Raw genomic sequence first — 18660 nt, forward strand, 5'->3', positions numbered from 1 at the left:
TTTACATTCCAATTACAATTAATTTATGAGTTCAGAAAATATTGAAAAAAATCTAGATTTTATTCGCACGCGGGTCAAAGAGGATCAAGAGAGCGGAAAAAACAAAGGTGCAGTCCACACCCGCTTTCCTCCTGAACCAAATGGTTATTTACACCTCGGACATGCAAAGAGTATTTGTTTGAATTTCGGAATTGCCCAGGAATTTGGTGGTCTTTGTAACCTTAGGTTAGATGATACCAATCCGGTGGCAGAGAAGGCTGAATACGCCGAAGCGATAAAGGATGATGTTAAATGGCTGGGTTTCAATTGGGAGGAACGGCTCTTTCACGCATCGGATTACTTCGACCAGCTTTTTGAATGGGCCAAGGATTTAATTAAGTCCAATAAAGCATTTGTATGTGACCTTTCTTTTGAGGAGATGAGAAAAGCAAGGGGGACATTAGTCTCACCGGGAGAACACAGCCCATTTCGTGACCGGACAATCGAGGAAAATCTCGACCTTTTTGAAAAAATGAAAGTGGGTGCTTTTCCGGAGGGTACAAAAACATTGCGGGTCAAGATTGATATGGCATCTCCCAATATGAATCTCCGCGATCCCGTGATCTACCGAATCATTCATAAAGACCATCCTAAGACAGGGGATCAGTGGAAAATTTATCCATCTTATGATTTTGCACACGGACAGTCAGATTCAATTGAAGGCATTACCCACTCGCTTTGTACACTTGAATTTGAACATCATCGCCCATTATACGATTGGTTTTGTGAGAATTTAAAAATCCACCATCCACAACAGATTGAATTTGCCCGACTCAATCTGACTTATGTGGTAATGAGTAAGCGTAAAATGCTTCGTCTTGTAGAAGAAGGCCATGTAAGCGGATGGGACGATCCTCGCATGCCCACTCTCCAAGGAATGAGAAGACGTGGATTTTCTCCTCAAACAATTCTTGATTTTTCAGAACGGGTCGGTTTGGCAAAGCGGGAAAATGTCATCGAAGTTGAACTTTTAGAACATTGCTTACGTCAGGATTTAAATAAAAGAGCTCCCCGAAGACTTGGAGTCTTAAATCCACTCAAACTTACTATCGAAAACTACCCGGACGGTCAGTCCGAAGAGATTGATGCGGTAAATAACCCCGAAAACCCGGAAGAAGGAACCCGAAAAGTTCCATTTTCCAGTGAACTTTTTATTGATCGTAATGACTTTATGGAAGACCCGCCCAAAAAGTACTTTCGTTTAGCACCGGGTAAAGAAGTAAGGCTAAAATATGCTTATTATGTAACCTGCAAAGAATTTCTGACAAATGAGGAAGGAGAAATTACTGAAGTTATATGTACCTATGACCCCGAATCTAGGGGAGGAGACTCCCCTGACGGCAGGAAGGTCAAGGGAACCATTCAGTGGGTAGATGCGAAGACATCTACCCCCACTCAAGTTCGATTATACGATCGATTATTTTCTGTACCTAATCCTGAAGATACTGAAGATGGAGCAGACTTTACAGAGAATTTAAACCCTGATTCCCTCCAGGTAATTGATTCATGCCTTACCGAATCGAGTCTTAACGAAATGGAGACTGGACTCCCGTTCCAACTGGAAAGAATTGGCTATTTTTGTAAAGATAAAGATTCTGTGAGTGCAGGACAACTAATACTTAACCGGACTGTCGCACTACGAGACAGCTGGGGAAAAGCTAACAAATCTTAATACTTAAGTAACAATTCAGCCCTTTTGTGAACTGATTCATGCTTGCCATGATCGAATTATTTGAAAAGATCAAAATTGTTAACTTAACTAACAGCCTAACCAAACAGCCCAAATAAAATCATGAGTAATCAAGATTCACAACCTGATATGAAATTGTTTTGGGGGTGCTTTATCGCCCTCATCACAACTGCGTTTGCATTTATAACGAGAGCATTTCTCGTAAATGCTCAACCTTTTTGGCCCACCACTTTCGGTTTGGATCAAGTTCAAGCACAAGAGTTGTTTGGTGCAGGTATCTGGCCCTTCGCGATTAGTATTATCGTTTTCAGTCTAATCATCGATCAAATTGGTTATCGCGCGGCCATGTTTTTCAGCTTTATTTGCTACGCCCTTTACGCAGTCCTTGCGTTCCAGGCGTACGGTGTTGTGACAGCGGAAGGTTTATCCGGAGACGCACTGAAGGAGGCACAAGCGAGTGCGTACGACTTGCTCTACATGGGCTCAATCATTTTGGGCTTAGGGAATGGTACGGTGGAAGCATTTATCAACCCGGTAGTTGCCACTATGTTTAGTAAAGATAAAACAAAATGGCTCAATATTTTGCATGCAGGATGGCCAGGCGGATTGGTAATCGGTGGGATCTTAACAATCCTCCTTGGAGAACAGGCTGCCGAAGACTGGCGTATCCTGATCTACTTGATTGCGATCCCTGCTGTTATTTATCTTGTTATGCTTCTTAAGGCTAGATTCCCAGTTAATGAAAGAGTTTCATCGGGTACCACTTACAAAGAAATGCTTGCTGAGTTTGGTGCGATTGGAGCTTTGATTGCTGGTTATTTAATCTTTCGTCAGCTAGGTATGGTATTCGGATGGGAAGACAATATGGTCTACGGGCTAACTGCAGTAGCCACCATTGCTTATGGACTTTATTGTAAGTCCCTAGGGCGTCCTATTCTGATTTTTATGTGTATCATCATGATTCCATTGGCGACCACTGAGCTCGGAACTGATGGAGCCATATCCGGCTTAATGGAAGAACCCATGAAAGCAGCTGGCCAGCATCCACTTTGGGTACTCATCTATACCTCTGCGATTATGATGATCCTCCGGTTTTGGTTCGCGGGTCCAATCGTGGCCAAGCTCGGTCCACTCGGTTTGCTTGCAACTTCAGCGGTTTTGGCAATCGCCGGTTTATATCTTCTCAGCACAGCCTCTGGGTTGGTGATGGTTTTTGCCTGTGCTACCCTTTATGGATTTGGTAAAACTTTCTTCTGGCCGACCACTCTTGGTGTTGTTTCGGAGCAGTGTCCAAAAGGCGGTGCTCTTACTCTAAACGCGATTGCAGGTATTGGTATGCTCGCAGTGGGGATCTTAGGAGGTCCAGTCATCGGAAAATTAACCGAAGATTCAATAAAAATTTCTGTAGAGGAAGCATCTTCTGTTGAAACCTACCAATCAATCTCCAAGGATAGCACTTACTTCTTGGGTGATTATACTGCCGTAGATAATGAAAAGGTGGGAAAACTTGCTAGTGAAAAGAAAGCTGAAGTGGAAGAAAGTATTCAAAAAGGAAAACAAGGCTCACTCAAGAGTGTTGCTATCTTTCCTTTCTTTATGCTCATTTGCTATATCGTTTTAATTATGTATTTCAAAAACAGGGGCGGTTATAAACCGGTTGAATTGTAAAATTTCTTTTCATTTAACTTTACAAGAAAAGCCATATCCTTTGGGATATGGTTTTTTTGTTTCTCCCACCCTTTAATTAACTAAACTTATATATATAAAATTATGGCTACAAAAAAACCATTACGTATTGGACTAATTGGCTACGGATTCATGGGAAGAACCCATTCGAATGCATTTCGTAAGGTACCCAATTTCTTCGATTTAAAATATGAACCTCAACTTGCCGCGGTTTGCGCTCGTAATAAAGACCGTGCCGAAGCATTTGCCTCCCAATGGGGCTACGAATCAGTTGAAACTGATTGGCGGAAGCTCATTGATCGCGATGATATTGATGTAATTGACATTGCAGCACCCAATAATGTACACCACGAAATTGCAATCGCTGCCGCCAAAGCAGGGAAGGCAATTCTTTGTGAAAAACCACTCGCACTTAATTGTAAAGAAGGCGAGGAAATGGTTCGTGAAGTCGAAAAGGCAAAAGTTCCCAATATGGTCTGGTATAACTACCGCCGTGTACCAGCTGTTTCACTCGCGAAAAACATGATCGAAGAAGGTCGTTTAGGGAAAATTTATCATTACCGCTCGAACTTCCTTCAAGATTGGACCATTAATACCGATCTCCCCCAAGGAGGAGAAGGCTTGTGGAGATTAGATGCGAAGGTGGCCGGTAGTGGAGTCACTGGTGATCTTCTTGCCCATTGCATTGACACTGCTATCTGGTTGAATGGTCCGATTGTTGAAGTCAGTGCAATGACTGAGACTTTTGTGAAGGAACGCGTTCATGCCAAGACGGGAAAGAAGCAAAAGGTCACGATTGATGATGCCTGTGCATTTCTTGCTCGCTTTGCTAATGGATCGCTCGCAATTTTTGAATCGACCCGTTATGCACGCGGTCACAAAGCATTGTATACTCTTGAAATCAATGGTGCAGATGGCTCCCTTGCTTGGGATCTACACGATTTACACCGTCTTGAATATTATGATTACGACAAAGAGGATCCTAAGACACGTGGTTGGCGTTCCATTCATGTAAGTGATAACGGCGGTGAGCATCCCTACATGGATAAATGGTGGGTTCCTGGTCTAAATATCGGCTACGAGCATAGTTTCATCAATCAATTCGCAGATTTCGTGGAAGGATATGGTTCCCGTAAAAAACGTCCACTTCGTCCGGATTTTAGAGACGCATTGGAAACCCAGTATATCTGCGAAGCAGTATTGGATTCTGCCAAATCTGGTCGTTGGAAAAAAGTGGGGAAAATCAAAGCAAAGTGATTAAAACCATCAAACTTTAACTGAGAAGGAGTCACTAAGGTGACTCCTTCTTTGTTTTTAAATATGCAATGGGAATCGAATTTATTGTTGCCCTTCATTTAATGAGCTAAAAACTTTACAGTATGAAATCGTTATTATTTAGTCTCTTGATACTTACCTGTTTTTCATTTTCTCTTTGGTCGGTCGATTGGCCTTCCTGGCGTGGAGAAAATCGAACAGGAGTGACAATGGAAAAGGGCCTTCTTCAAGATTGGCCCGAGGGCGGACCGAAAAAAATGTGGACCGTGAATGATGCCGGACTCGGATACTCAGGTGTTACTGTGCAAGCGGGCTCACTTTACACAATGGGTGCGTTCGATAAAAAAGAAATGCTACTTGCCTATAATTCATCTTCAGGAGAAAAATTATGGGAAGTTCATGTGGGTGAACTTCTTACAAATGGATGGGGGGATGGACCGAGGATGAGTCCCACTATTTCGAATGGTAAAATTTATGCCCTGGGAGCAAGAGGAAACTTACTATGTGTTCTGGCGAAAAATGGTAAGCAAGTTTGGAAAAAAAGCTTAGTTGATGACCTCGGTGGAAAAGTCCCCGGGTGGGGGTACACAGAATCTGTATTAGTCGACCAAGGGAAAGTAATTTGTACCCCCGGAGGGAAAGACGGAGCAATTGCCGCCCTCGATGCAGATTCAGGAAGGACTATTTGGAGGACAAAAAGTTTCACTGATGGAGCCCAGTACTCTTCCCCCATTTCAATCATGCACCAGGGCAAAAAACAATATGTTCAACTAGTTATGAAAAACATTGTGGGGATTGACCCCGGAAATGGATCTGTCTTATGGAAGTCAAAATGGCCGGGAAAGGTGGCAGTAATTCCAACCCCCATTTTTAGTAATGGCCATGTATATGTTACCTCCGGATATGGAGTGGGGTGTAAATTAGTAAAATTAGGCGATAACTATCCGACCAATGTTTATGAAAATAAAGTAATGAAAAACCATCATGGCGGAGTAATTAAAGTCGGAGAGCACCTGTACGGTTATTCAGACGGAGTGGGTTGGGCATGCCAGGATTTCAAGACTGGTGAATTAATATGGAATGAAAAAAAAGCACTGGGAAAAGGTGCGATCGCCTATGCAGATAACCGACTTTACTGCCAAGGAGAAGGAGATGGCAGACTGATACTCATAGATGCAAGTCCAACAGGATGGAAAACACATGGTGAGTTTACCATTTCTCCACAAACTAAGAAAAGAAACCCCAAGGGAAGAATTTGGACACACCCTGTAATTTGTGATGGAAAGTTATATCTTCGCGATCAGGAATATATCCTGTGCTATGATATTAAAAATTAGTCCGAGAAAATTATTCTAATCCGAGCACTTTTTTTCCTTCTTCTGACATCATTCTAGGATTCCAGGCTGGTTCCCATACGATATCGACAGTCACTTCATTGACTTGAGGAAGGCTTTCAATTCTAGTTTTGGCATCTTCCGCGATTACCGGCCCCATACCACATCCCTGTGCGGTTAAAGTCATCTTTACCTCGACGATCCTACTGTCTTCTTCTCCACTTATTTTGAGATCATACACTAAGCCTAAGTCGACAATATTAACCGGAATCTCAGGGTCATAACATCCTCTCAATGCATCCCATACCACCTCCACGCTAAAGGGCTTCTCGCTCGATTCTACTACTCTCTCCGCGGTAACCTCCTTTTTAATCTCTTCCCCAAGTGCCGAAAGTTCGCCCTCCCCCACCCGATACATTCCATTGGCATCGCGTAGAGTGACAGACCCTCCTAAAGACTGGGCAATGCTGTAGGTGACTCCCTCGGCAAGAGTAACTTCATCCCCGGCGGGTATAATAGTGGCAATACAATTTTTGACTAGTGTGACTTCTTTTTTCATAGGTGGATTAATAAAGTTAAATATGAATTATTGTAAAAAACCAAAACCTCCACGATACCAGGGAAGAATTGAGTAGGAATGCCTGGGGTCGTTTAAAGATTCTATTTGTTTAATAAAACCCTTCATTTCTTTTACCGTGCGAAGAAATGGAGAATCGTGTGCAGAACCATTCATCCTGAATGATTGAACATCGAAGATTTCTGTAATGGTATCCATTGGATTTCGAAGTGCAGGAAACTCAACGATTTCATACTCATCCACTCCGGATAGTGCCACCCCATGAGCAATTGCTTCTTTCAATCCACCCAGTTCGTCAATCAAACCTAGTTCTAGTGCATCTACCCCCATCCAAACACGACCCTGGGCAATCTCGGCAACTCGGCTTGCATTAATGTCTCTATTGGAGCTGACTAAATTAATAAAACGATCATAGATTCGACCCACATATTGTTGAACAATACTTAATTCATCGGAAGTTTTCGGTCGGGATACACCCATTAAATCTGCTGATTGATGTGTTTTCACCACATCCCAATGAAGACTGAAATTTTTCATTAGATCCTTTACATTAGGCAACAATCCAAACACTCCAATCGAACCAGTAATCGTCTGTTCATGGGCAAATATCCTGTCCGAATCCATCGCAACCCAATATCCGCCAGAAGCTGCAACTGACCCCATGGAAACTACAATGGGCAATCCTCCAGCCCGGGCACGAGAAAGTTCGCTCAAAATTGCATCCGAGCCAGAGACACTTCCACCAGGACTATTGACCCGTAAGATAATGGCCTTGTAATCGTCATCTCTTGCAATTTCACGAATGCGCTGGGCAATTTCATCTCCTCCCACAGTCGAGCCATCGTCTCCCCCCCCCTCCACAATAGTACCTTCAATATAAACAAGGGCGAGCTTGGCTTCGACAATTTCCGGGGAAGAATCTTTTTCTACAGTAGAGGAAGAACGATCCACATAATCAATAAGATCAACATGGGCATATTCCTCCGAATCTTCATCTTCCACCCCTAATTTCAATAGAGTGTCTAACATTTTCCCATGAGGAGTGATAAAATCGATCAATCCTTTTTCTTTGCAAGACTCAGGGGAGAAAAGAAAGGTTTGATTCTGTTCCATGACTAATTCCTCCTTTTCAATACCGCGATGCAGAGAAATTGTGTTTAAATAGTTAGTCCAGCGTAGTTCCAATAAACGAGCAATCTGCATTCGGTTCTCCTCACTGAATTGGGTCGAGATAAAGGGCTCAACTGCACCTTTGAATTCTCCGACCCGAACAACTTGGACTCCCACTCCATACCTCTCAAAAGCTTCTCCAAAGAAGACCTGTTCATTCGCTAATCCATTTAAAATTAATGTTCCACTTGGGTTCATGTGTAATTCATCACAAATTGAATATACTAAATAATCCAACTGCGATGGGGCGGAGAAAAAGCCGAGAATTCGCTTCTCTGTTTTCTTGAAATCCTTAAGCCCCTGAATCAATTCGTGAATTGCCGAGTACCCACACCCATAGGCATCAGGTCTAAAGCTTCCCTTGACAAAAATCCCTGTAATTTTGGGATCGGTCTGTGCTTTTTCGATTGCATCGAGAACTTCCTTCAAATGAAAACTGGGCGGTTTTCGCTCGTCGGTAATCGCTTCTTTAGTAATGTCCTCAAGGCTCAATTCGGACGGGCGATCAGTCAAATTCATAGAAAGATCGAGAACCAAGTAAGAACCCTTCACTGCTTCCGGTTTGTCTTTATCCAATAATGCGGAAAAAATAGCCTCAAATAAGAACAGGGAGATTAACAAAAATAGAATGGTCGACACTAAGGTGACCGCCATTCTTTTCAATACATCTTTTAAAAATTTTTTCATATAACTTTCGCAAGAAAACACCTCTTTTTGAAGAAGGTCGAAGAAAAACTTTGCCTGTATCGAAAAAAGAACACATTTATTCTTGGGTATGAACGACCAAGAGCTTTCAGCGGATCGAAAAGCACTCCGCATCAATTTAGATTCTTCCAAGTATGGCACATTCGCAGAGATTGGTGCCGGGCAAGAGGTGGCCCGTCACTTTTTCCAAGCGGGCGGAGCCGCAGGAACCGTAGCGAAGACCATTTCGGCCTATGACATGAAGTTTAGCGATGCAATTTACGGAGAAGCGGGTCGATATGTGTCTCGAAAGAGGCTCGTTCAAATGATGGCTCATGAATATGAGCTTTTAGACGAACGCCTATCGGATGCGAGGGGCGGAGAAAGTACTTTTTTTGCATTCTCCAATACCGTTTCTGCACTCAACTTTAGTAAAACAAACGAATGCCATGGTTGGATGGGGATCAGGTTTCAAATTTCTCCCTTGTCGCCGCATCACGATATTATCCTCCATGTCCGAATGCTGGATACTGATAACCAACTCCAACAAGAAGCAATCGGAATCCTGGGGGTTAATTTAGTATACGGCGCCATGCATCTTAATCATGACCCAGATGCATTTATTGATAGTTTAAGCGACAGTTTGGGTATCGGTCGAATAGAGGTCGATATGATTGAGTTTAATGGCCCCTCCTTCGACTTGGTTGATAATCGGGTATTGTGCCTCAAACTCACCGAAAAAGGTCTGACTCATGCCATTATGTTCAATTCTTCCGGTCATGTGGTACAACCCTCAGAGAATCTATACAAAAAAGCATGCTTAATTGAACGGGGAAGCTTTCGACCACTCACCAAGGTTAATTTAGATATGCTTGAAAAAGCAAAGGTTCAATTCGTTGCTCGCGAGGATGTTGAGGAAAGCAGTGTGGAAGTATTCATGGAATTGACTCTTCGAAGTCTCATTAATGAGGGGGACATCGACTATGATGACTTTATCTCTCGAATTGAAGTAATTAATTCATGCGGATATGGTGTGTTGGTTTCGAATTATTTGGAATATTTCAAACTCTCTTCCTACCTGAGAAGATATGTTAAAAAACCAATTGGTCTAGTATTAGGTCTCAATAATCTAGCCGATATTTTCAAAGAAGACTACTACTCCAACTTGGAAGGGGGCATCCTGGAAGCCTTTGGGAAACTGTTTAAGGACAATGTGAAGATTTATGCTTATCCGATCGAATTGAAAAACTTCGAACGCTATCGATTACAAATGGGAATTGGTGATAATGTGGAAACAGATTTGGTCGAAGAACAGGATGGACTACTCACGATTGATAACCTTCTTGTGGCAGGTAATCTCCGTAATTTATATAAATATATTCGAGAAAACGGTTTTCTTGTTACCATTGAAAATTGTGACCGGACAAACATGAACCTTTTTTCTCGGGATATCTTTAAATTAGTTTGTAATCGGGAAGAAGGCTGGAAAGAAAGCCTCCCCTCTTGTGTAAGCGATATGATTGAAAAGAAAAACCTATGGCAGGATTGTACTTAATTCAAATACTCATGATTTACGGAGTCGAACACTCAACATTATCATAGAGTAGTAGGCTCAACTTAAATCATGTACATTTCAAACAAGAAAAGGTTTTTTAAAGTATGCCGAAACCTTGTCTTTAATCCCTCTTACCTTATTCCATATTTAAAGTTTTCGTTATCATCCAATAGCCTGCTAGAACTTGAGCTGCCATGGTGGACATTTGAAAGTATCAATGAAATTAAGTTATATTTAAATAAGCAAAAAAATGTATTTGAATGGGGTTCAGGCGGATCCTCAGTTTTTCTCGCCCAATTAGTAAACAGTATTGTTTCTGTTGAAAACAATCCGAAATGGACAGAACTAGTAAAATCTACTCTTCAGGAAAAAAAACTAACCAATGCTTCGATTCTACAAAGAGAAATTAATTTAGAATCTCCAGATAAATTTCAACATTCTCCTTATGCAAAATCTCTCTCATCCACATTTGATATTATTGTGATTGATGGCGAAGATGGATTCGGTGCAGAGTCAACTTGGTCAGCCCGAGAAATTTGCTTCGAAATATCCCAGAATTTCATTAGTAAAAAGGGAGGTATTATCATAGTTGATGATTCTTGGCGTTATCCCAAAATTTTGAAATCAACTAAAGCTAACAATGTAGTGCAAACCGAATCTGTTGGTCCATGCCGAAAAGGCGTTACTAGCACCGATCTACATTTTTACTAAGGTGACTAAAGCTAAAATCGAAAATCCGCGTAGATTAAGCGATGATCGGATGCAATTCCACTGGTTTTAAAATCCATAATCCTTCCTGATTCCGGCAGATGGTACTTCATCAGGCTGGGACTTGCTAAAATATAATCAATTCGAGAATAACTATCCTGCTTCTTAAAATAGTGGGTCCAAAAGTGACCTCTTGAATCTGCACAGGGAATGGCATTCGATAAAACAGTGTCATTCACTGTGGTAAAACGTCTGAGGGCAGCGGAGTCTTTATGATCATTAAAATCTCCCACGATTAAATAATTAGGCTTACTCTCTGGCGGATATTTTTTTCTAATCAAATTACGCATAGTCCGGGCTTCTTTTTCCCTGCGAATTCGAGCCTGTGGGTCATCTTTTCTTTCCGTCCACATACTTTTTAAATGTAAGTTAAATAAAGAAAAGCCTACTCCTGATTGTCGAAAGTTAACCTCAAGCAAACCACGCCCAGAATTTGCTGATCCCTCAAAGTAGGGAAATGTCAGGTCAAGGTGATTACTCGTTGAAACGGGGGGGTATTTTGAAAATAAAGCAAGATGGCGAACCTCCTTCTCTTCCCTGTTAGGCTTCCAAACTGCATAGGGATAATAGGGACCACCCGTCACATTCAAATCGGCCCATAACTCTACTAAGTGACGATAATCCCCCATCTCCTGTAGAACTAGGATGTCTGGATTGACGGAGCGAATCATCAAGCGAGCTGCCTTCTTTTCAATCTCAGGTTTGGGGTAATCTGGTCGCCACTTTCCCTCCACCATTCGATCGCACGATAAGTAATTCCTGAGGTTAAAACTGGCTACCCGAACAATTTCACTTCCCTGTAGGGAAAAAAGGGAAAAGAGGAACAGAAAAAGAAATAAAATCTTCAATCTATCCCCGACCTCTAATAATATTTACATTAAGCCTCTTGCTCTTTGGAATCTCCAAACGCTTCTTGTAATCACTTGGAGTTTTAGAAGATGCTGCCTCGTAAGAATCTTCAGTTCTATGCACCAAGTGAATTCCCTGGAATGGAAAAGTTCCACTGTACCCCTTGCCCCATCTAAAAACCATTCCACTTAGGCTCGTAGGAGTGACTTTTATTTTATGAGACCCAAAAGGAAAACCCATTAATTCAGCAGACTTGATTGGATTCCATGCATTCCCACTGAATTTCCCGAGTACATCAGTCCATTTATCTAGCAGTGGAATTTTTGCCCGTTTTGATTCTAATGGATCAATGTATAAGCAACCATCCCCAACTAAAGGCTCAATTTCTTTCATCGTTTTATTGGCCACATCGGGTATGAAGTTTGGAGAATAAAGGGCAATGCTGAAAATAGTAGCATTTTCACCCGATTTTTTTTCATCCACTTCTCCCCAAAAACTCAATCCCCTATGGTTGATTTGCATGACATATTCAAAAGTCGAACCATTATCCAAAGTTCCACGAATCGTAGTTTCCTCTCGATCCATAGAAACCTTGGGAGGATTTTCATAAGAAACAATTTTTCGATGCCTCCATTGCTTATTTCGCTCCCCGGGATTGAGGTAATAATACGCACGAAAATTCACGCTTAAAGGAACTCGCTTCGCTCGTTCTCCCAAGGCAGTATCTCCTTCCTTACCTTGGTTTTTTAACCAAACCTTGACAACATTACCACTGGAGTGAAGAGCCACATCATAAACTGCACTTTCTAGTACAGTATTATACCCCTTCCATTTTCCGTCCCCATATCTTGATAATGTACCTCCACTTACAGGCAATATAGCTGGATTTTTGGGCATTAATTTCTCTTTTAATCTCTTCAATCCCTCCCCTAAAGCCTGAGACTCAGGACTGAGTCTTACCCATGGCAACTCATAAGGACGGTTGGGGTTATTTTTCATCAATAATGTAACCCCCTTCTCATTAGCGGCCACAAAAATTGCCTCAATTGCGTTCCCATCCGAACTTTTCCATGAGTGGCTTTTCCCGAGGTCAGCTTCCACTAATGGTGGCACTTTCATGTTCTTTCTTTTACCTGCCAATTGTTGTTGCAGTTTATTTTGTTGGGCAAGCATAGCCTGTAGCTTCTTGGCTAATTGTCTTGAATCCTCCGACAATCTGACCAGTGGAATCGACTGCTCCGATCTGCCACCATAAAGAGCTAAATTGATATTATCTCCCTCCACTGAAATAAATTTCGCCTTGATTATACTTCCTGTTGAACTTTGCCAACTATGCTCCGCATCTAATGAGAGTTTGCCGCTGCCAGCAGGTTTCATGATTGCCACTTCTTTTTTGCTCTCAACGGGTTCCACCTTAGTTTGAGCCCCACCTCCTAGTCTCATTGCCAATGCCTTTGATTCCGGGTTCAAACTAGAGAGTGGTAACGGCACCACTTTGCCCTGCCACTCCACGGTCACTGTGCTTGAATCTGATTTTATAAAAACAGCCTTCAATGTTCTCCCTTGAAGATCAGTCCATGGGTGTAACTGTTTTGGATTCGCAGGGGCTTTAATAGTATCAAACGGATTTACCGATACACTCGGAGCAGATAACTTTTTAGCAAGTGCCTGAGATTCTGGCGAAAGAGTGGCCAAAGGTATGGGGACTACCTTTCCATTCCAATTGATCGTAACAGTCACCCCGTCCGACTTCATAAAGGATGCCTCTAAGGTACGCCCTTGCAAATCAGTCCATGGATGGAGGGCTTGCGCAATTCCTAGGCTCGTAAAAAAAAGAGTAAGGGTGAAGAGGGCTATAACTTTCATGATGTTACGGGTTCGGGTTCAGGTTCGTCGTGGGAATGTTCCCAAGGTAAGGTTGTAGTAATTTTCTTTTGATCCCATGGATTAAAAATGTCAAAAATCTTCCCAGGGTTGAGAATTCCATGGGGATCTAAAGTTTTTTTGATCGCCTGCATTGTTTTCCACTCCGCATCATTAAATTGCATGCGAACAAAGGGAGTTTTTGCCAATCCAATCCCATGCTCACCACTGATCGCTCCGCCTAATTCATGCACTTTTTTCATAAGCCGGGTTAGTGCCTCTACCGCACGACTCGATTCGTCTTGGTCTTCGTGGTTATACATAAAGTTGACATGTAAATTACCATCTCCACAGTGCCCAAAAACTCCAATCTTCAAGTTAAATTCACTCCTTAATTCATGGACACATTCCACTAAATTAATCTGTTCATTTAAGGGGACAACTACATCCTCATTCAATTTAGTATTGGCTAATTTCTTCATCGCCGGAGAGCCCTTCCTTCGAACTTCCCATAATTCCTCGGCCTTCTCATTTGAATCTGCACTCAAGTAACAAAGTGAAGAATCTTCTAACCACTTTTGTAAATGAACCGACTCGGTCTCAATCGAAGATGGATCACCATCCAACTCGATGAGAAGAACTGGATGGGGGGATAAGCCAGCAAATACCTCCTTACCGGTAAAACTCTGCACACATTCTACTGTCCACTTATCAAGAAATTCAAGAATGGAAGGACGAATACCCAGGCGGGCCAACTCAATTGGTGCCCGCAATGCACTCGAATCACTTGAAAAGGCAGCCAAAAATGTTTTTTGAACAATTGGTTTACCAATTAATCGCAAAACTGCTTCCGTGACCACTCCCAGTGTACCTTCACTCCCAATCCATAAATCTCGAATATTATATCCCGTGGCAAACTTTCGTGTCGCTCTTCCCCATTGAACCGCCTCACCAGTAGGTAAGTATCCTGAAAGAGATAGTATGTAATCTCGGGTCACTCCGTATTTTACACACCTCAATCCACCGGCATTGCAGGCAATATTTCCTCCAATGGTACAAAAATTTTTCGAGGAAGGATCAGGCGGATAAAATAAATTTAGTTTCGCTGATTCTTCCTGAATATCTCCCACTACTGCCCCTGGTCCACAACGAGCGTTCATATTATCAGCATCAATTACAATTTTATTTAATTGAGATACATCTAATACCCATCCTCCTTTGATTGGAGTAGCGCCACCAGTCAGAGAAGATCCCGCTCCCTTAGTCGTCACTGGAATTCGATATTCATTCGCGAGTCGCAGGACTTCCCCCACTTGCGTGGCCTGCTGCGGGCAAATCACGGCCTCCGGTGAAAAGGAAACTTTTAGACCATCAAAGGATGCATCATGCAATGACTGGACATCGACACGAACAATTTCACCAAGATTTTTCTTTAAATTGCGTAGTGCCAATGAGTTATTATCTTGATAGGAACTCATGATTTAAGAAGGTATAATAATTACTATCCCGCTTTTGTATCCAAGCTAAGCTTGGTCAAGTTTCTAGACTTTAACATATTAATGACATCCATTATTTCCTGATACGGTAGCGTTCGGTCACCACGCAGATGAATAGTCGGTTGATCCCCCGTACCTTTTGCGACTTGATCGAGAAGTAATTCCAATTCAACTTGTGAGACAGAATCCTGCCCCCAGTTATAATTACCGGAGGAATCGATGGTAATAAATTTGTCCTCCTGCTCCGGAGGCTTTTGATTACTGTCGGAGTTTTGAGAAGGTAAATCGATACGATTGTATTGCTCGATAACCGGGGTTGTAATCATAAAAATAATTAACAGTGAAAAAGCCAGGTCAATCAAAGGGGTTACATTCAGGTCTGATATAACTGCCAATTTATTAGGCCTTTTAAAATCGCGTGCCATAATTTAAATTCTGAATCTCAATTGAATTCGGCTCGACTACTGTTGTTCAATTTCGATTCGATCCGCTAAATTACTGGAAAAATTCTCCAACTTAGTCATGCAGGATCGAGCCGTCCCCAACAATCCATTGTATGCAAATACAATTGGAATCGCCACGCACAAGGCTGCAACTGTGGTAAGAAGTGCCCCCGAGACCCCTGGGGCAAGGTGCTCAATTGTAGCCCCCCCACTCTCCATCGTCCCAAATGCGTCCATCACTCCCCATACAGTACCGAGAAGTCCAAGGAATGGAGCACCTGACACAATGGTGGCGAGCCAGTACATTTTAGCCTCGTATTCTTCCCCCACTTCAGAAAGTGCTCTCTTGATCGCATTCTCAACATAATTCATTCGGATGGAACCCTTATCATTTGTCCTACGGGCTGCCGCCATTGCCCGGGAACAAATTTTAAGGTAGGGACTCCCCCCTCCAGAAAACAGGGCATCATCGTATTGAAAGATATTATCCAGATCGTTAATGCGCTTCTCATCACGTGCATTTTTCGTATTTACCTTCTTAAATAACTGGTGCTTGCTCCACATTAAGCTGAGAGCGTAACAATTCATGACCACCAAAAGGCAAATGACTACTTTACCCGCATTATTGGAATCAATAAAATAATCAATTAAACCAGCACTTCCCAAAATAAAAGCACTCGAATCCAAAGAAGTTAATAATATCATATCAGTCATTTTTAATTTTTATAAAACACCACAAAAAACATATTTACTCTGATTTTCATGAGATCAACTAAAATCTAAATGGGAAGAAGGAAAAATCAATATACTTCGATTAAGTTTGCCCCCATGTTAAAAGAAATTTAATCAAAGTTTCACATGCAAGTTTCCAATCAGATATTAGAAGAGCTCAAACAAAAGACTTTCAACCCCTCCGGAATGAATTCGGTAGTCGGCTTGGATGGATTTGTGGATAAGATTGTAACCCCGGTTGATAAGAGAGATGGATTAGATGAGAACTTCCAGGCAATCGAAACACTTGATGCACTAGGATCACGAATTTCAGCCGCCGCCGGAAAAAGTGCAAATATTGAACTCTTTCCCCGGTTTGATAAACTCGGAGGGAATGGCCCCATCATGGCAAATGCACATGACTCATTAGGTCTCAATGTACGCTACATCGGTGCGCTGGGCTGCCCTACTATAGATCCTGTCTTTGAAGAATTTGCCCGCAAAACAGATGCGATTTCATTGGCTGACCCCGGTATTACCACTGCTCTCGAATTTAAGGATGGAAAGCTGATGCTGGGAAACACTAGAAGCCTCGAGGAGATTGACTTTCAAAGAATAATTAAGGTTGCGGGTGAGGGAGCATTCACAGATATGCTCGCAAAGGCACAATCAGTTTCCATCGTTAACTGGACGATGATCCCCAAGATGACTTCGATCTTACTCGAAATTGTGGAGCGAATCATGCCCAACCTCCCCCCCATCGACACACGCAATTTCTTTTTTGACCTGACTGATCCCGCCAAAAGGTCTTCCGAAGATATTCGTGAGGTTCTTCAAGTAATTTCCCGATTCCAAGCTCATGCGGAGGTTACCCTTGGACTGAATTTCAACGAAGCCCTCCAAGTCTGTGATACTCTAGGATTACAAACCGGTGGAAAAGAGGAGGAGGCACTTTGCTCCATGGCGACTGAAATTCGAAGAAAACTCGAAATTGCCTGCGTAGTAGTTCACCCAATTGAATCCGCAGCCTGTGCCACCAAAGATGGTGCATGGTGGACACCCGGACCATTTACCGAGAACCCTAAGATAACAACCGGTGCAGGAGATCATTTCAACGCAGGATTCTCCGCTGCCCGTCTTTGCGGATTCTCTCCCCTCACCTCCCTGGCATTGGCAACCTGTACATCCGGTCATTATGTTCGGACGGCCCAAAGCCCCTCCACTTCCCAAGTCATCAATTTACTAAGACAAGCATAACCAACCAGCTTCATGAGTCACGAAAACGGAATATTAATATCCTTCGAGGGATCGGAGGGATGTGGAAAATCTACGCAAATTCGCTTTTTAGCAGATCGATTGGAAGATGTTGATCATCGAGATGTTGTGGTAACGAGGGAACCAGGAGGTACAATCATAGGAGAAGATATTCGACATTTGTTAATGCATGCCGATTCTTCTCAGAATATCTTTCCTGAAACTGAACTCCTTCTCTTTGCAGCTAGTCGTGCACAATTAGTTCGTGAGCTCATATTACCCGCAGTTACTGATGGAAAAATCGTTCTTTGCGACCGTTTTCTAGATTCCACAACTGTATACCAAGGAGTAGCACGACAAATTGCCGATGATCCGGTAACGCAAATCAATTCATTTGCGGTGGGAGATGTAGTTCCCGATCTTACCGTAATTCTCGATATTCCTGCCGAAGTCGGTTTGGAAAGAATTAAGCATCGAATTTCTGATATGCCTGACCGAATGGAACAGGAAAATGTTGAATTTTATGGAAAAGTCAGGGAGGGATACCTTCACCTTGCCCGTAATCTTCCTGAACGATTTTTCGTCGTCGACGGAGAAGGTGAGCCTGAGGAAATTGAAATTCTAATTTGGAACGAAATCCATTCTCGTTTTTTCAACGAAGACTAAACTCATTTCTTAATGCTGAGTGCAGCAAATCAAAAAACCGAGAAGTTAAAGACTGAGTTCGTATCCGATGCTCTGCATCACGCTTTGATTTTTCAAGGCGAAAACCTTCAAGTTGTTGACGAACAAGCAATTCTGCTAATCCGCGCGATCCTCGGAATGAATGAGGAACAATGTGAGCACCCAGATCTCTTTCACCTGCGCCCGAGTGGGAAAATGAGAATTATTACCGCCGATAACACAAGATCACTAATCTCAGAATTAAATCGCACCTCGAATCAAGGCGGTTGTAAGGTGGCTCTGATCCATGAAGCCGACCGGATGCGCAAAGAAGCCGCCAATGCATTCCTTAAAACACTCGAAGAACCTCCAGCAGGCACTTACATCGTACTTGCTACGACTCGTCCCTACTCCACGCTCCCTACCATTCGAAGCAGGTGCCTGCAAGTCAGGCTCCCCTCTGAGAATAGCGAAATCGAAAATCCGTTGTGGCAAGAATGGCTGTCCCTGTACGAAGCATGGGTTTTACAATTATTAGACCGCGAAAAACTAAAAAATGATAGGGTAACCCCCGTTTTTGCAGCCTACGGACTTGTGGAAAGG

At 42.6% G+C, this 18660-nt stretch carries 15 protein-coding genes and 1 pseudogene; 9 read left to right on the plus strand and 7 right to left on the minus strand.

Annotated features, from left to right (window positions below; translation table 11 throughout):
- Positions 1-25: 25 nt before the first annotated feature.
- From ACKPQ5_RS04160 to ACKPQ5_RS04175, 4 genes are all read left to right on the plus strand, one after another.
- Positions 26-1711: a glutamine--tRNA ligase/YqeY domain fusion protein gene (locus ACKPQ5_RS04160; RefSeq protein ID WP_407677838.1), complete on the plus strand. Its 1686-nt coding sequence runs from the start codon at positions 26-28 to the stop codon at positions 1709-1711.
- A gap of 120 nt (positions 1712-1831) precedes the next feature.
- Entirely contained in the window at positions 1832-3397 is a 1566-nt protein-coding gene (locus ACKPQ5_RS04165) for an MFS transporter (protein WP_407677839.1), read from the plus strand.
- Positions 3398-3499: 102 nt separating this feature from the next.
- Positions 3500-4672 (plus strand): Gfo/Idh/MocA family protein, encoded by a 1173-nt coding sequence (locus ACKPQ5_RS04170; protein WP_407677840.1) that lies wholly within the window; start codon positions 3500-3502, stop codon positions 4670-4672.
- Positions 4673-4794: 122 nt separating this feature from the next.
- On the plus strand, positions 4795-6027 hold the full coding sequence (locus tag ACKPQ5_RS04175; protein WP_407677841.1) for a PQQ-binding-like beta-propeller repeat protein: 1233 nt from the start codon (positions 4795-4797) through the stop codon (positions 6025-6027).
- Positions 6028-6037: 10 nt separating this feature from the next.
- Here ACKPQ5_RS04175 and ACKPQ5_RS04180 read toward each other — a convergent pair whose 3' ends face one another.
- Together ACKPQ5_RS04180 and sppA are read right to left on the minus strand one after the other, a co-directional pair.
- Complete coding sequence (locus ACKPQ5_RS04180) at positions 6038-6583, minus strand: iron-sulfur cluster assembly protein (protein ID WP_407677842.1); 546 nt, start codon at positions 6581-6583, stop codon at positions 6038-6040.
- A gap of 27 nt (positions 6584-6610) precedes the next feature.
- Positions 6611-8458 carry a signal peptide peptidase SppA gene (sppA, locus tag ACKPQ5_RS04185; RefSeq protein WP_407677843.1) on the minus strand — a complete coding sequence of 616 codons (1848 nt, stop codon included), beginning with the start codon at positions 8456-8458 and terminating at the stop codon, positions 6611-6613.
- 88 nt (positions 8459-8546) lie between these two features.
- On the opposite strand from sppA, the gene ACKPQ5_RS04190 reads away from it, so the two are divergent.
- Together ACKPQ5_RS04190 and ACKPQ5_RS04195 are read left to right on the plus strand one after the other, a co-directional pair.
- On the plus strand, positions 8547-10010 hold the full coding sequence (locus ACKPQ5_RS04190; protein ID WP_407677844.1) for a TonB-dependent receptor: 1464 nt from the start codon (positions 8547-8549) through the stop codon (positions 10008-10010).
- A gap of 69 nt (positions 10011-10079) precedes the next feature.
- Entirely contained in the window at positions 10080-10721 is a 642-nt protein-coding gene (locus tag ACKPQ5_RS04195; protein ID WP_407677845.1) for a class I SAM-dependent methyltransferase, read from the plus strand.
- Between the two features lie 11 nt (positions 10722-10732).
- On the opposite strand, the gene ACKPQ5_RS04200 is transcribed toward ACKPQ5_RS04195, so the two are convergent.
- Genes ACKPQ5_RS04200 through ACKPQ5_RS04220 form a run of 5 tightly spaced genes read right to left on the minus strand, consistent with a single transcriptional unit; the run spans position 10733 to position 16134 of the window.
- Positions 10733-11626: an endonuclease/exonuclease/phosphatase family protein gene (locus ACKPQ5_RS04200; protein WP_407677846.1), complete on the minus strand. Its 894-nt coding sequence runs from the start codon at positions 11624-11626 to the stop codon at positions 10733-10735.
- A 1-nt stretch (position 11627) separates the two neighbouring features.
- Entirely contained in the window at positions 11628-13493 is a 1866-nt protein-coding gene (locus ACKPQ5_RS04205) for a hypothetical protein (protein WP_407677847.1), read from the minus strand.
- Positions 13490-14968: an FAD-binding oxidoreductase gene (locus ACKPQ5_RS04210; RefSeq protein ID WP_407677848.1), complete on the minus strand. Its 1479-nt coding sequence runs from the start codon at positions 14966-14968 to the stop codon at positions 13490-13492. Before ACKPQ5_RS04210 ends, ACKPQ5_RS04205 begins: the two co-directional genes overlap by 4 nt.
- Before the next feature lie 23 nt (positions 14969-14991).
- Positions 14992-15411, minus strand: coding sequence for an ExbD/TolR family protein (locus ACKPQ5_RS04215; protein WP_407677849.1), 420 nt, complete (start codon positions 15409-15411; stop codon positions 14992-14994).
- A 36-nt stretch (positions 15412-15447) separates the two neighbouring features.
- Complete coding sequence (locus tag ACKPQ5_RS04220; protein ID WP_407677850.1) at positions 15448-16134, minus strand: MotA/TolQ/ExbB proton channel family protein; 687 nt, start codon at positions 16132-16134, stop codon at positions 15448-15450.
- 153 nt (positions 16135-16287) lie between these two features.
- Here ACKPQ5_RS04220 and ACKPQ5_RS04225 point away from each other — a divergent pair, with 153 nt between their 5' ends.
- The 3 genes and pseudogenes from ACKPQ5_RS04225 to ACKPQ5_RS04235 all read left to right on the plus strand — a co-directional run.
- Positions 16288-17397, plus strand: coding sequence for a PfkB family carbohydrate kinase (locus ACKPQ5_RS04225; protein ID WP_407677851.1), 1110 nt, complete (start codon positions 16288-16290; stop codon positions 17395-17397).
- A 12-nt stretch (positions 17398-17409) separates the two neighbouring features.
- Complete coding sequence (tmk, locus tag ACKPQ5_RS04230; RefSeq protein ID WP_407677852.1) at positions 17410-18060, plus strand: dTMP kinase; 651 nt, start codon at positions 17410-17412, stop codon at positions 18058-18060.
- Positions 18061-18072: 12 nt separating this feature from the next.
- A pseudogene (locus ACKPQ5_RS04235) lies at positions 18073-18660 on the plus strand (hypothetical protein); the annotation flags it as partial.

Source organism: Candidatus Seribacter sulfatis (genome assembly GCF_964187635.1).
Taxonomy (GTDB): domain Bacteria; phylum Verrucomicrobiota; class Verrucomicrobiia; order Opitutales; family Seribacteraceae; genus Seribacter; species Seribacter sulfatis.